Raw genomic sequence first — 13,316 nt, 5'->3', positions numbered from 1 at the left:
ATGCTTATTTCGACTAAGTTATTATAACATAAACATTTAAATATTTTCAAATATTTGTTTCACAAAATTAAATTTCCCAATGTTATTATATTAATTTTACTTTACATACTTAATATTTCCATCTATTACAGCTTCTAATCCACCATCTATAATTTCTTTTAAAATAATATTACCACCCTTAAGTTCCCATATCGTAACATGTTCCTTTGTGTCTAAATCTATCAAATTTACATATTGACTTAACTCATAACCAAAGTAAGGTAAATTACTTACATAAGCAAGCTTATTATTATCTAAAAATTTAACTTGAGAATGCCATATATAATCATTATAAATAGATAAAACTTCATCTTTCTCAAAAACTTCACCATAAGGAGATACATACTTATTTAAGGTTAAATTTATTACATTTCCCTCTATATCAGCCAAAAATATATTTTGATTTTTATCTAATATAATAACTTTTTTACCTAAGCTATCTATACAATATTTATCTTTTTCTAAATTTTCAACACCTTCAATAAACTTTTCTCCATTATTATCAGATAACTTTAATTCGAATTCATTTTCGTTTAATAATATATTTATATTCTTGTATGTTTCTAAAATATCTATTTCTTTCTCTTCATTTAAGATTTCTTCTTTTTGTTCTTTTTCACTCTTTTCTTTATCTTTAATCCAAGTTGTTAAGTAGCTTTCAATATTCGTAAATTTATATCTGCTTATAAAAGTAACAGTTAAAACCACAGATATAATTATTAAAGAAATTGAGGTTACAAATATCCTCTTACGTCTTCTCATTATTCTTTCGTAATCTCTACTAAATATACTTGGCTTTCTCATATCCACCTCCAAAATCCGACTTATAATTTCTATTTATTTACACTGTAACTATTTACCTCGTGTTTTTTCGACATTTTATTTTTTTGCCTTACAACACTTAGTTTTCTTTGAACATCCATTTTTTGAACTACAACACCCTCCACATTTCAATAGCCCTAATTCCCTCATTTCATCAATTGACAGCTTAGCTTCATTAGCTGTATACTCTTCATAATCTGGTGTATTTTTTAGAATTTCTTTATATTTATCCATATAAATTAGCCTCCCTTTTCTTCTTTCTATTATATACTTATATGTGTTTTTACACATCTTTGTCATAAAAATATGAATTTTATTAATTTTTTTCAAAAAACTATTGGAATTTGTTGAAATATGATATATAATGTCATTGTAACACAAATTACATAAAAAAAGCCCATACCACTCTTTAATAATTTTATTAGAGAGTTATAATAAAACCCCACATATGTTCGTTTATTCCCTTTCTTAAATGAACATAAACCCTTTAACCTGCACAATAGTGCAGGTTTTTTTTACCCTCAAACAAAATCTATTTAATTTAAGTAACAAAAAGACTTTAAAGAATAAATATTTTGTCATTCTTCAAAGCCTATTTTTCTATACAAATACTTACAGACTCTCATTATCTTCTTCATATAGGTTAAATCTTTGAATGCCACAAGCAATCCAAGTATCATTTTCATATTGTAAATTAACTAAAAACATCTCTTCATGACTTTCTTTTATAAAGGGTAATAACTTCTTATAAATGTCATAATTCACTTTAACAACTACATTACCTTTATAAATCTCATCCTCATATTCAAAGTCACTTTTTTCTATATTTAAATTCATATCTGAAATTCTATAATTATTTGTAAAAAATAAAGTTTTCTTAAAAATATCATCATATATTTTATCTTTAGTATCTTCATTCGCATTTATAATTAAACTTTCATCTTCTTCATTGAGTGCATTAAAAACTGAGTCAAAGAAATCATTTAACAATATATCAATATCACTCATTAGCTTTTCATTTACCATATCAATATTTAACTTAATAATTCCACTATCATTTATATATAGTGTTTCGCTTTTTATTTTTCCCCAAGGAAACTCCTTCTCTATATATATGCTAATATCTCTATTTAGTGGAATAGGCCCAAAATTAACTACACTTTCTACCTTTTTACCAATATTTTTATTACCTATAAAAACATCAGCATCTTTGTAATCTGAATATATAGTTATATTCCCAGCATCAACACTTATATTGATAACATCCTGATCAGTAATGGTTACTTCATTCTCTCCAGTTACAAAACCAAAATCCGTTTTTAATTTATAACTAGCTACATAATTTCCTGGTATAATATTCTCCAATATTTCACCTGATTTAATAGTTTTATTATCTATAGTTACTTCAGTGTCATTAAAATTCGACTTTACTTCCACAGATACCTTGTTAATATTTAGGTAGTACTCTTCAGCTAATATATTTTTTTTGCTTTCAATCTGTAACATACCACTTTTATTATCAGCTCTTAATTTTTTAGTTACATCAAGTAATGTATCCATCTTATCATGATAATAATTCATAATCGGTATTAAATTTTCATAATTTACTCTTTTGTTATCAACTTTTAAAGTTTTTGATAACAATTTTACATCTTTATTTTCAATGGCTGTCTTAAAATTGCTTATTACTTCTTCCTTCGTAGATATACCACTGGACATGGATATCATAACAAATATAGAAAGTATCAATATAAGCATAGAAATAATGGTTATTCTCTTCTCTATACTCAAATTCATAAATTTATTTATTTTCGCTCTAAAACTATCATTAAATATAGATATCTTCTCTATAAACCTGTCTCTCATTATTTTACACCTATTCTAAAATATCAATTATCCACTTTCCACATTCTACACATTTATAAATTCTTATTATAAACGGATCTAGGTTACCATTTTCTAGATTAGTCCCATGTTGAATTAATTCTTCTTTTGTGTAAAATTCATCTTCGCTATCTAAGTACCCTTGAATTTCTACAATATAATTTTTATCAGTACTATTACAGCAATCATTTTCACCTACACAATTAATCTCTTCATAACTTAAACTTTCTTGCAAATCTTGTATTATAGGTATTAAATCTTCATATTCGTCAATATTATCTAAAAATTCCTCACTTTTAAATTCTAAATCTTTAATTTTAAACAATTCCATACTTCATTTCTCCTTTTTCTCTTTTGTTCTTTTTAATTGTATATCATTTCCTTATTTTTCATCAAGATATTTTTGTTTTTTCTCTATAAATAAAAGCTATGCATGCTCATAGCTTAATATTTTAAAATATCGGATTAGTCTTCTCGTAAAAGTACATAAATATTATCATACCTACTATTATTATAAATGGTAATATCATTACTATTTTGCCTAACGGATGCGCTAAATTTACTGTCCATCCAACTCCTATACGTTTTTCAACCATCAACGCAGGATCTTTTTTATTATAGTATAATGCTCCAAGAATATACTTATCATCATCATCTCTATAATTCTCTTCCCCCTCTTCATTTGTTTTTATATTTCGTCCACCTTGACCCAAATAATAGCTCATCACTAAAAATATTACTATGCTAATAAACAATATTATCATCGGAATAGTCATTATTTCTATACTTAAATTAAAAATTATACAAATTTGCGGAATAGCCATTATAATTAATGTTTCTAAGGCTAAAATCCATGTAAATATTGAAACATACTTTTTAAATAACAACTTCTTCTCAATTGTTTCTTTAATCTTTCCACTAAATAAATCTGATTTAGATTTTACTGTAATATTGTTTATAAACATAAAGAAAAATATCATTAAAACAAGCATGAAAGGTATCCCTGCTAAATTCATATAAGCAGCAATTGTCCCTTTTTCTACTACTTTATCTACAACTCCTGAAACATTATAATGAACAGGAATTAATTGTGGTATAATATTATAATTAATCAACGTTAATATAGATATAATTAATGGTATAATCAAAAGAATTAAATAATATCTTGTATCTACAGCCTTAACTCTTGAATTCTTCTGTGGTTGTCTTAACCCGGTTTCTACAATAACAACATTTTTACTTAAAACTTTCCAACCTTTTTTATTTTTAAGATTTCTCATCTTTATCCAATAAATTATAGGTAGTATATTAATGATCCCAATCAATATAAATATGTATGTTAAAAATAGCCACATCTTCATATTTAAAAAGTATATTATATTTACTAATATTATTATCGGCAATATTAAGATAATATTTTGCTTCTTATATATTTTTTCTAATTCTAATATATCTTTATCATCTTTATATTCTAACGGCACTCTAATACCGAAATATATTCCATTATTAGAAAATCTATTTAAATTAAATACTTGAATATATAATATAATTGTAATAAACGGGAATATAAAATATTTAACTAATTCCTCCATTTTATTCTTTCTCCTTAAATAAACTATATTTTTTCTCTATGATTTTATACACTTCATCTTTTGATATACCTCTATTACAGCACTCTGCTATATAATACTCTAACTCTTCTTCAAAACTTCTTCTAAACTTATTATTTGATTCATCTAAATTTAAACTTATAAAAGCTCCTTTTCTCCTATCAATCTTTATATAGCCCTCATCTTTTAAGATACTATAAGTCTTATTAACAGTATGCATATTAACTTCTATATCTGAAGCTAAACCTCTTACCGAAGGTAATATCTCACCTTCTTCTATTTCTCCTCTAGCAATTCCTTTTATTATTTCTGTCTTTATCTGATTATATATAGGTATATCAGAATCGAAATCTATTTTAAGTAGCATTACTTCACCTCTCAATTTATTTGTTATATAAAATATATAACAGCATTTATATTTTTTCAATAACGAAATACTACAAATTTATTTTTACAACTAAAATAAATTTACTAGCTTATCCTCTTCTTGGAACAATTAGATTATAAGTAATTTTATTCATTTCGATATTTATTTTTCCTATTTTGGTCTCATTTTTATAGTTTATTAAAACCTTTTCTACGCAAAATACTATTGTAAAGCAAAGAAGCTTTACATAAATAAACTTTTAATTTATTAAGGAGGGTCTAATATGGCACAAAAATTAGTTCCAGAAGCAAAAAACGGATTAGCAAAATTTAAGAACGAAGTAGCAAATGAAATGGGCGTTCCTTTTACAGATTACAACGGTGATCTTACTTCAAAACAATGCGGTAGCGTTGGTGGAGAAATGGTTAAGAGAATGGTTGAACAATTCGAACAAGGCATGAAGTAAAAAAACTAAATAATAAAAAAATAAGATATCCCCAAAAAGGATATCTTATTTTTTTATAATATAACTCATTGCCATATTGTACCCTTTCTTATTTCTTTTGCCTTTTTTCCCTTTAATATTATAGTTTATTAACAACTAAACTACGTAAAATAATACTGTAAAGTGAAGATACACTTTACAAATAATAAAAATAAAAGGAGATAATATTATGGCACAAAAATTAGTTCCAGAAGCAAAAAACGGATTAGCTCAATTCAAAAAAGAAGTAGCAAGTGAACTAGGAGTTCCACTAAGCGATTATAACGGCGACTTAACAGCAAAACAAAACGGAAGCGTCGGCGGAGAAATGGTTAAGAGAATGGTTCAACAATATGAACAAGGTATGAAATAACAAATACTTTCTCAAAATAATTAAAGGATGATATCATATGATATCATCCTTTAAGTTTTTCCAAAATACTTGGTGGCTTACCGGGGAATCGAACCCCGGACACCTTGATTAAAAGTCAAGTGCTCTACCGACTGAGCTAGTAAACCATAAGTGGCAGGGATAGCAGGATTTGAACCTACGAATACCGCAGTCAAAGTGCGGTGCCTTACCGCTTGGCGATATCCCTACATCTGGTGCGTGTTAAGAGATTCGAACTCCTGGCCCACGCCTTAGAAGGGCGTTGCTCTATCCAGCTGAGCTAAACACGCATAATGGAGCGGGTAGTGGGAATCGAACCCACCTTTCCAGCTTGGAAGGCTGGAGTATTACCGATATACGATACCCGCATAAATAATGTTATAAGATTCTAATTAAACAATCTACTTAACATAGTAACCTCATCGTGATTAAGTGTAGTAAATTTGTCCACCTCTCGACCACGTCATTTAGTATATTATCTTTATCATCATTTGTCAACATTTTTTTATATTTTTTTATTTATAAAACTATAACTGAACTGCTAATATAAAAAAGTCTAATATAGATGTAACTCTATATTAGACTTTTTACTCAAAGGAGTTACCTCCACCAGTAATTAAAATAACGTGGATATAACTCCCAATTTTACTATTTCAAAGGTCTTTCAGTTAAAGTAGCAAACTCAAAATTATGACAATGTTGATCCACAACCCTAGTTGCTCCTTTTATAGCATGAACGTGTTTATTAGTTCCTCTAATTTTTATATCTAATCCTGTTCTAATAATTATAGGATGATGATGATCATCTGGAGCTGAATCAGTTTGTGCTTTTATTAAGTGATAATGACGTCCATTTTCACAATATCTAGGCTCACTTGTAATTCCTGCAGTACGATGATTATGCCTATCATCTCCTGTTTCTGCCAATTTCACACTTCCTGTAAATTCGTGTACGTGTTTATCATTATAATTTTCGTTACAATTATCATTATAATTTTCGTTACAATTATCATTGTTATTTTCATTATACTCTTCACTATAATATTCATTACATGAATTACTCATAAATTTATCCTCCGTATTTTATATTTTTAATTGATGATGCACACTTCTTTCAAAGCCACTTCATAACTAATCAAAATAATCTTTTGTAAATTTCTTCATAAAAGTTCACACCATCTGTTACTTCATAGTACATAATATGCAATAATATCAATAAGTTTCATAATAATAATTAAATATTTTCATATAAATAAGGCATTGTTAAACATTCAAGCTTAACAATGCCTTATACAAGTAATCAAATCACTCTTCTCTATAATCTCTTTTCAAAATTTCCTGTAACATTCATCCCTTCATTAAATATAACAAATGCCTTATCATCAATATCATATACTATTTTCTTTAATTGGTTTATTTCATATTTAGATATTACAGTAACTAATACTAATGTATCCTCTCCAGTATAAGCACCATATCCCTTCCAGCAAGTAACCCCTCTTCCCATTTCAGACATAATACTTTTTTCTATGTTTTGCTTCTTAGTAAAAATCGTAGCTGTTGTATTAATATTTTGATAATGTATCCTGTCCACTATTAAACCAAAAAATGCTGTATAAATAATAGAGTATATAGCTATTGGTAATTCAAATAATATTGCACATCCCCCATAAATAAATGCATTAATAATAATTCCTAATTTTCCAACACTAAAATCAGAATATTTTTTAGCAAAGTATACGCCTAATATATCTATTCCGCCACCAGAACCACCAGCTTTTAGAGTTATACCTATACCTGTCCCAGTAATAATACCGCCGATTAAGCAAGCTGCTAATCTATCATCTATTATAGGTACATTAGGAATAGCTATAATAGAAAAGAATATAGTCTGAAATACTATACTGACTACCGTTCCAGTAAAAAACTTTCTTGATATACTTTTATAAGCTAAAAATAGCAGAGGTACATTTAAAAGAAAATTTATAATACCTGATATATCGAAATTTGCTGGTAATGACAAATAATCATTAACTAAAGTACGTATAATTTGAGATATTCCTACTACTCCTCCATTATATAATCCTACAGGTACAATAAACAAATTTATTCCTAAACAAAAAAGAAATGCCCCTGCTACTATAGTTCCATATTTTTTTAAATTTTCTACTTTTTCATTCTTAACCATCGCATCCCCCAACTTAATAATTCTTCTCAAGTGATTTAATCTAAAAATCATTTTAACATATAGTATTTCTACAGTGTATACTAATTTTGCATATTTCTATTTTAATTTATTGTCATGATTTTATTCTAGAATATAATAACAACCTCTTTTTCATAAATATATTTCATCGCAAATAAATAAGGAGCTGATTTATTCATCAGCTCCCTACATAATACTAATTCGTTCTTATTACAATTTCTTCATTCTCGCCATCTATAATAACATTAGAACCATAAGTTATTTCACCAGCTATTATCTTTCTAGCAAGTTTATTTTCAAGAGTATTTTGAATATATCTCTTAAGTGGTCTTGCACCATAAACAGGATCATATCCTTCTGTAGCCATAACATGTTTAGCTTCCGGTGTAATTTCTAAAGTAATATTTCTATCCTTTAATCTTGTAGACACTTCTTTTAAGAATATATCAATAATTTTAGTTATACCAGTTTCACTTAAAGGCTTAAACATAATTATATCATCAACTCTGTTTAAGAATTCTGGTTTAAATCTCATCTTCATTTCATTCATTACAGAATCTCTTATAGAAGGTTCTATATAATCTTCTGATGTATTTTCTAGAAGATAGTTACTTCCTATATTAGATGTCATTATAATTATAGTATTTTTAAAATCTACAGTTTTACCTTTATTGTCTGTTAATCTACCATCATCTAAGATTTGTAAGAATATATTAAATACATCTTCATGAGCTTTTTCAATCTCATCAAACAGAATAACACTATATGGTTTTCTTCTAACAGCCTCTGTTAATTGACCACCTTCATCATATCCTACATATCCTGGAGGCGCTCCAACTAATCTAGATACAGTATGCTTTTCCATATATTCAGACATATCAATTCTTATAATATTATCTTCAGAATCAAATAGGTTTCTAGCTAATGTTTTTGCAAGTTCTGTCTTACCAACCCCAGTTGGTCCTAAGAATATAAATGAACCTATTGGTCTATTTTCATCTTTAAGTCCTGCCCTTGCTCTTAAAATAGCAGATGTTACAGAAGTTACAGCTTCTTCTTGCCCTATTACTCTCTTGCTCATCTCATCTTCTAATCTTAGAAGTTTTTCTCTTTCACCTTCTAATAGATTAGTTACAGGAATTCCAGTCCATTTAGAAAGTATTTGTGATACTTCCTCTTCAGTAACTTCTTCTTTTAATAATGCTCCTTCATAATTTTCCTTAACTTCTATTTCCATTTGCTTAATAGATTCTTCTAATGAAGGAATTTCACTATATTGTATTTGCGCTGCTTTATTATAATCATAAGCCCTTTGAGCTGCTTCAAGCTCACCTCTAGCAATATCAAGTTTAGACTTTAAGTCTTTTAACTTTTCAATAGCTCCTTTTTCTCTTTCGAACTTAGCAGTCATTTCATCATTTTTAGCTTTAAGCTCTGCATACTCTTTTTCTAATGCATTAAGTTTTTTCTTTGACCCTTCATCTTTCTCTTTTGATAATGCTTCTTTTTCTATTTCTAGTTGTATAAGCTTTCTTCTAACCTCATCTAATTCGGCAGGTAAGGAATCAATTTCAGTTCTTATCATTGCTCCTGCTTCATCAATTAAGTCTATAGCTTTATCTGGTAAATATCTATCAGAAATATATCTATCTGAAAGTTTTGCTGCTGCAACTATAGCTGAGTCTTGAATTCTTACACCATGATGAATTTCAAATCTCTCTTTTAATCCTCTTAAAATTGATATAGCATCTTCAACAGTTGGTTCATTAACTATAACAGGTTGGAATCTTCTTTCAAGCGCTTTATCTTTTTCAATATATTGTCTATACTCATCAAAAGTTGTTGCCCCTATACAGTGTAATTCTCCTCTTGCAAGTAAAGGCTTAATTAAGTTACCTGCATCCATTGCGCCATCAGTTTTTCCTGCTCCAACTATAGTATGAATTTCATCTATAAATAGAATTATTCTTCCTTCACTACTTTGAACTTCTTTAAGAACAGCTTTTAGTCTTTCTTCGAATTCACCTCTATATTTTGCTCCGGCTATCAATGCACCCATATCCAATGAGAAAATAATCTTATCTTTTAATCCATCAGGTACATCTCCATTTACTATTCTATTAGCCAATCCTTCAACTATAGCAGTTTTACCTACACCAGGCTCTCCAATTAATACAGGATTATTCTTAGTTCTTCTAGAAAGTATTCTAACTGCCCTTCTTATTTCTTCATCTCTTCCTATCACAGGATCTAGTTTATGTTTTCTTGCAAGTTCTACCAAATTTGTACCATACTTTGCTAATGCATCATAAGTACCCTCTGGATCTTGTGTATCTACTCTTTGACTTCCTCTTACTCCCGATAGAACCTTCATAAAACTATCTTTGTTTACATTATATTTATCTAATATTTTCTTTGTTGGTCCATTTTTATCTACGTCCATAATAGCTAACATTAAATGTTCTACACTTATATAAGAATCCTTGAAATCTTTAGCTATTGAATCTGCTTTTACCAAAACTTCCTCTAGTTGTCTTGTTATATAAACTGATGAATTATTAGCCCCTTCACCTGTTACTTTAGGCATATTGTTTAAAGCCTGATCTATATCATACTTCATCATTTTTATATTTATTCCCATCTTTGTAAAGATGTTTGGTATTAATCCATCTTCTTGTTCTACTAGAGCAGAAAACAGATGAATTATTTCAATTTGTTGATGATTGTGCTTAACAGCTGTTAAATTAGCATCATTTAATGCTTGTTGTACTCTTAATGTCATTTTTTCAACGTTCATACTCTATTCACCTCATTTAATGTTTTTATCTTTAATAAAATAATAATACAAAAGTCAAAGAAAGTCAAAGTAAATTTATTATTTTTTTCATTTTATTATTTACCAAATAAAAGCTTAATATTGATTAATATATAATTTTGCAACTATTTCATTAATATTCCTTATCCTTTTGTTTTTATACCTACTTATTGGTATAATAAATATTATAGGCGTAAACTTATAAGAATCTGAGGTGAGAATTTGAGAAGGGAATTTATAAATTATCCATTAGATTTACCAATTAAAATATCATATTTTAATATTAGAAATTATCCAATACATTGGCATAATTCTATCGAAATCGTATATGTGATAAAAGGTTCCATAGATATAACTATTGATTCTGACTCCTTTACTCTTAATGAAAAGGAAGTAGAAATTATAAACGTAGATGAAGCACATAAATTTTATAGTAAAGAAGACAATAAAATTTTAATCTTTAATATAGATCCAAGTTTTTTTGAGAAATATTATAAAGATATTAAAAATGTATTTTTCTATACTACCTCTAACTCCACTCAAGTAGGTGAAGAATATGATGATCTTAAAGCATTTTTAGCTAAACTACTATGTGAGTACGTTCAAAAACTTGAAGATTATGATGAAGAAATTGAAGATATTTTAATTCATTTACTATATCATTTAATAAATAACTTTCACTATCTAACTACTGAAAAAGAAGAGCTTAAAGAGAAAACAGAACAGCTTGATAGATATCATAGAATTTCAAAATATATTTTTAATAATTATAATAACAACATAACATTAAAAGATATAGCAAAAAAAGAATTTTTAAGTCCTCACTATCTTTCTCATGAAATAAAGTATGCAACCGGGTCTAGCTTTACAGATTTAATTAATCAAACTCGTGTTGAAGAGTCCATAAAACTTTTGTTAGATAGTGATATAAGTATTTCAGAAATTTCTGATGAAGTAGGATTCTCACATGTACGATATTACAATAAAAATTTCAAAGAATATTATAATTGCACTCCTCTTCAATATAGAAAGAAATTCTCTCTTACTGAAAAAGAATTTGAACTTGAAAAGGTTCTTTATCCTTTACCATTAGAGGAATCTTTAGAATTTTTATCTCATACTTTAGAGAAGTATAATAGATATAACTTTGAAAACAAACTATGGAATATTCATATTGATATGGATGAAACTCTAAAAACTTTTAATCCAGACTTTGGTCATATAATTAATATAGGTGAAGCTTTTGATTTATTAATAGAAGATAATAAAGATATTTTAGAGGAAATACAAGATGAAATACATTTCGATTATGGTAGACTTGAAAAAATGTTCCATAATGATATGGGCGTATTCATAGATTCAGAATTTTACAATTGGAATAAGGCTAAAGCAGTATTAGAATTTTTAACAGATATCTCGCTTAAACCTCTAATACTTTTAGATTCAACAGAGTATTCACTAGAAAAATATCAAAATATACTTACAAGCTTTATTGATTATTTTTCTCAAATTGATTATTTTAATATAACTGATTTTTGTTTCCAATTTGCATCTGATTTATCCTGCGAAATTAAAGATAGTTTGAAATCATTTATAAATGATAATTTTGATATTGAGATTTTAGAAGAAACATTTTTTTCAGTTAACTCTTTAAACCCTATTTATGATACTGCATATATGTTACCTTATATTATTCATAATACAGTTATTAAAGAGAAATCCCTAGATTTTTTAAGAGCTTTTGATGTTCTTGAAAAAGCTATGAATATAACTAATGAGGTATTTATTGGTGCACCAGGACTTATTAATGATATGGCCATAAAAAAACCATCTTACTATGCATATTACTTATTAAGCAAATTAGGCAAGGAGATTGTATCATTTGATGATGGTTATATTGTAACTAAGAATGACGATGAATACGCGATACTTTTATATTCTCACGGAAATGATGTTGATGATTTAGCTAATTATGAGGATATTTACTCAAGCAAGGGCTTAAAAAAATCATTTGAAAAGAAATTTTCTCTTAACATAGTAAACTTAAAAAACGATACAAGAATTACAACCTATGAGATAAATGAAAAAATAGGTTCATCTTATAATTATTGGTTATCTATGGGATCTCCAGATAGGCTAAACAAAGAAGAAAAAGAGATTTTATATAAAGCTTCATATCCTAAAATTGAATTCAAATATAGTAAAAAGAGTTTAGTTTTAAATATAATTACAGAATTAAAGGGGTACGGTGCTAAACTTATATTATTAAAAAATATAAAATAACACATTAAAACTTTATTTTTATGTTATTTTTGTCTTTTCTATATATAACCATTAAGTAAGAATAACCTCATTGTACATTTAACTTAAACATTGATGTGAATATTATATTTTTATCCTTTCCTATATACTATAAATATAAAGATGTTTGAAAGGATGTTTTGTATGAGAGGTTTATTCTTTAATTCAATATTATTAAGCGAATCTAAAAGTAAATGGTCTTTATGGATTCAAATATATAACCTTTTTCATTAAAGTTATTGATTAATATTTTTTGAAATAAAAAGGGGCTGTATCAAAAAAAATTTGATATTTGCCGATAAAGAAAAGGAAGTTCGAATTTGAACTTCCTTTTTTGCGCATAGTAATAATATGAAAAACTTCACAAAAAATGTGATTCCTATGCAACAAATAGGAT

At 27.2% G+C, this 13,316-nt stretch carries 12 protein-coding genes and 4 tRNA genes; 3 read left to right on the top strand and 13 right to left on the bottom strand.

All coding sequences use genetic code 11. The annotated features are described in order from the left end of the window. Positions 1–96: 96 nt before the first annotated feature. The 6 genes from ARA56_RS12760 to ARA56_RS12740 all read right to left on the bottom strand — a co-directional run bounded on the left by ARA56_RS12760 (position 97) and on the right by ARA56_RS12740 (position 4,722). Positions 97–843, bottom strand: a complete 747-nt coding sequence (locus ARA56_RS12760; RefSeq protein WP_055267269.1) for a hypothetical protein — start codon at positions 841–843, stop codon at positions 97–99. Positions 844–918: 75 nt separating this feature from the next. Continuing rightward, entirely contained in the window at positions 919–1,095 is a 177-nt protein-coding gene (locus ARA56_RS16720) for a hypothetical protein (RefSeq protein ID WP_172675770.1), read from the bottom strand. Between the two features lie 378 nt (positions 1,096–1,473). Next, complete coding sequence (locus tag ARA56_RS12755) at positions 1,474–2,727, bottom strand: TcaA 3rd/4th domain-containing protein (RefSeq protein ID WP_055267267.1); 1,254 nt, start codon at positions 2,725–2,727, stop codon at positions 1,474–1,476. 10 nt (positions 2,728–2,737) lie between these two features. Further along, positions 2,738–3,076, bottom strand: a complete 339-nt coding sequence (locus ARA56_RS12750) for a hypothetical protein (RefSeq protein ID WP_055267265.1) — start codon at positions 3,074–3,076, stop codon at positions 2,738–2,740. Between the two features lie 121 nt (positions 3,077–3,197). Beyond that, positions 3,198–4,337: a DUF5808 domain-containing protein gene (locus ARA56_RS12745; protein WP_055267263.1), complete on the bottom strand. Its 1,140-nt coding sequence runs from the start codon at positions 4,335–4,337 to the stop codon at positions 3,198–3,200. Position 4,338: 1 nt separating this feature from the next. Next, positions 4,339–4,722 (bottom strand): GntR family transcriptional regulator, encoded by a 384-nt coding sequence (locus ARA56_RS12740; protein ID WP_055267261.1) that lies wholly within the window; start codon positions 4,720–4,722, stop codon positions 4,339–4,341. A 283-nt stretch (positions 4,723–5,005) separates the two neighbouring features. Between ARA56_RS12740 and ARA56_RS12735 the strand changes: the two genes are divergently transcribed. Both ARA56_RS12735 and ARA56_RS12730 read left to right on the top strand, forming a co-directional pair. Beyond that, positions 5,006–5,188, top strand: a complete 183-nt coding sequence (locus ARA56_RS12735; RefSeq protein WP_055267259.1) for an alpha/beta-type small acid-soluble spore protein — start codon at positions 5,006–5,008, stop codon at positions 5,186–5,188. A 208-nt stretch (positions 5,189–5,396) separates the two neighbouring features. After that, positions 5,397–5,579, top strand: a complete 183-nt coding sequence (locus tag ARA56_RS12730) for an alpha/beta-type small acid-soluble spore protein (RefSeq protein WP_055267257.1) — start codon at positions 5,397–5,399, stop codon at positions 5,577–5,579. A 70-nt stretch (positions 5,580–5,649) separates the two neighbouring features. On the opposite strand, the gene ARA56_RS12725 is transcribed toward ARA56_RS12730, so the two are convergent. The 7 genes from ARA56_RS12725 to clpB all read right to left on the bottom strand — a co-directional run bounded on the left by ARA56_RS12725 (position 5,650) and on the right by clpB (position 10,600). Further along, a tRNA-Lys gene (locus ARA56_RS12725) sits at positions 5,650–5,725 on the bottom strand. A 5-nt stretch (positions 5,726–5,730) separates the two neighbouring features. After that, positions 5,731–5,805, bottom strand: a tRNA-Gln gene (locus ARA56_RS12720). Between the two features lie 5 nt (positions 5,806–5,810). Further along, positions 5,811–5,887 (bottom strand) — tRNA-Arg (locus ARA56_RS12715). A 4-nt stretch (positions 5,888–5,891) separates the two neighbouring features. After that, positions 5,892–5,965, bottom strand: a tRNA-Gly gene (locus ARA56_RS12710). A gap of 280 nt (positions 5,966–6,245) precedes the next feature. Beyond that, a complete protein-coding gene (locus ARA56_RS12705; protein WP_055267255.1) occupies positions 6,246–6,662 on the bottom strand; it encodes a YmaF family protein in 417 nt (138 codons plus the stop codon). A gap of 250 nt (positions 6,663–6,912) precedes the next feature. After that, positions 6,913–7,785 carry a YitT family protein gene (locus ARA56_RS12700; RefSeq protein ID WP_055267253.1) on the bottom strand — a complete coding sequence of 291 codons (873 nt, stop codon included), beginning with the start codon at positions 7,783–7,785 and terminating at the stop codon, positions 6,913–6,915. 214 nt (positions 7,786–7,999) lie between these two features. After that, complete coding sequence (gene clpB / locus ARA56_RS12695) at positions 8,000–10,600, bottom strand: ATP-dependent chaperone ClpB (RefSeq protein ID WP_055267251.1); 2,601 nt, start codon at positions 10,598–10,600, stop codon at positions 8,000–8,002. A gap of 240 nt (positions 10,601–10,840) precedes the next feature. Here clpB and ARA56_RS12690 point away from each other — a divergent pair, with 240 nt between their 5' ends. Next, entirely contained in the window at positions 10,841–12,901 is a 2,061-nt protein-coding gene (locus tag ARA56_RS12690) for a helix-turn-helix domain-containing protein (RefSeq protein ID WP_055267249.1), read from the top strand. Positions 12,902–13,316: the final 415 nt, after the last annotated feature.

Source organism: Clostridium disporicum (assembly GCF_001405015.1).
In the GTDB taxonomy this organism is placed as follows: domain Bacteria; phylum Bacillota; class Clostridia; order Clostridiales; family Clostridiaceae; genus Clostridium; species Clostridium disporicum_B.
The sequence above is the reverse complement of the archived record's forward strand: the minus strand, read 5'-3'. Positions and strand labels throughout refer to the sequence as shown.

Coding starts and splice junctions, on each gene's coding strand:
- ARA56_RS12750 (WP_055267265.1), bottom strand. CDS start 3,076: ATGGAATTGTTTAAAATTAAAGATTTAGAATTTAAAAGTGAGGAATTT.
- ARA56_RS12730 (WP_055267257.1), top strand. CDS start 5,397: ATGGCACAAAAATTAGTTCCAGAAGCAAAAAACGGATTAGCTCAATTC.
- ARA56_RS12760 (WP_055267269.1), bottom strand. CDS start 843: ATGAGAAAGCCAAGTATATTTAGTAGAGATTACGAAAGAATAATGAGA.
- ARA56_RS12745 (WP_055267263.1), bottom strand. CDS start 4,337: ATGGAGGAATTAGTTAAATATTTTATATTCCCGTTTATTACAATTATA.
- ARA56_RS12700 (WP_055267253.1), bottom strand. CDS start 7,785: ATGGTTAAGAATGAAAAAGTAGAAAATTTAAAAAAATATGGAACTATA.
- ARA56_RS16720 (WP_172675770.1), bottom strand. CDS start 1,095: ATGGATAAATATAAAGAAATTCTAAAAAATACACCAGATTATGAAGAG.
- ARA56_RS12755 (WP_055267267.1), bottom strand. CDS start 2,727: ATGAGAGACAGGTTTATAGAGAAGATATCTATATTTAATGATAGTTTT.
- ARA56_RS12740 (WP_055267261.1), bottom strand. CDS start 4,722: ATGCTACTTAAAATAGATTTCGATTCTGATATACCTATATATAATCAG.
- clpB (WP_055267251.1), bottom strand. CDS start 10,600: ATGAACGTTGAAAAAATGACATTAAGAGTACAACAAGCATTAAATGAT.
- ARA56_RS12705 (WP_055267255.1), bottom strand. CDS start 6,662: ATGAGTAATTCATGTAATGAATATTATAGTGAAGAGTATAATGAAAAT.
- ARA56_RS12735 (WP_055267259.1), top strand. CDS start 5,006: ATGGCACAAAAATTAGTTCCAGAAGCAAAAAACGGATTAGCAAAATTT.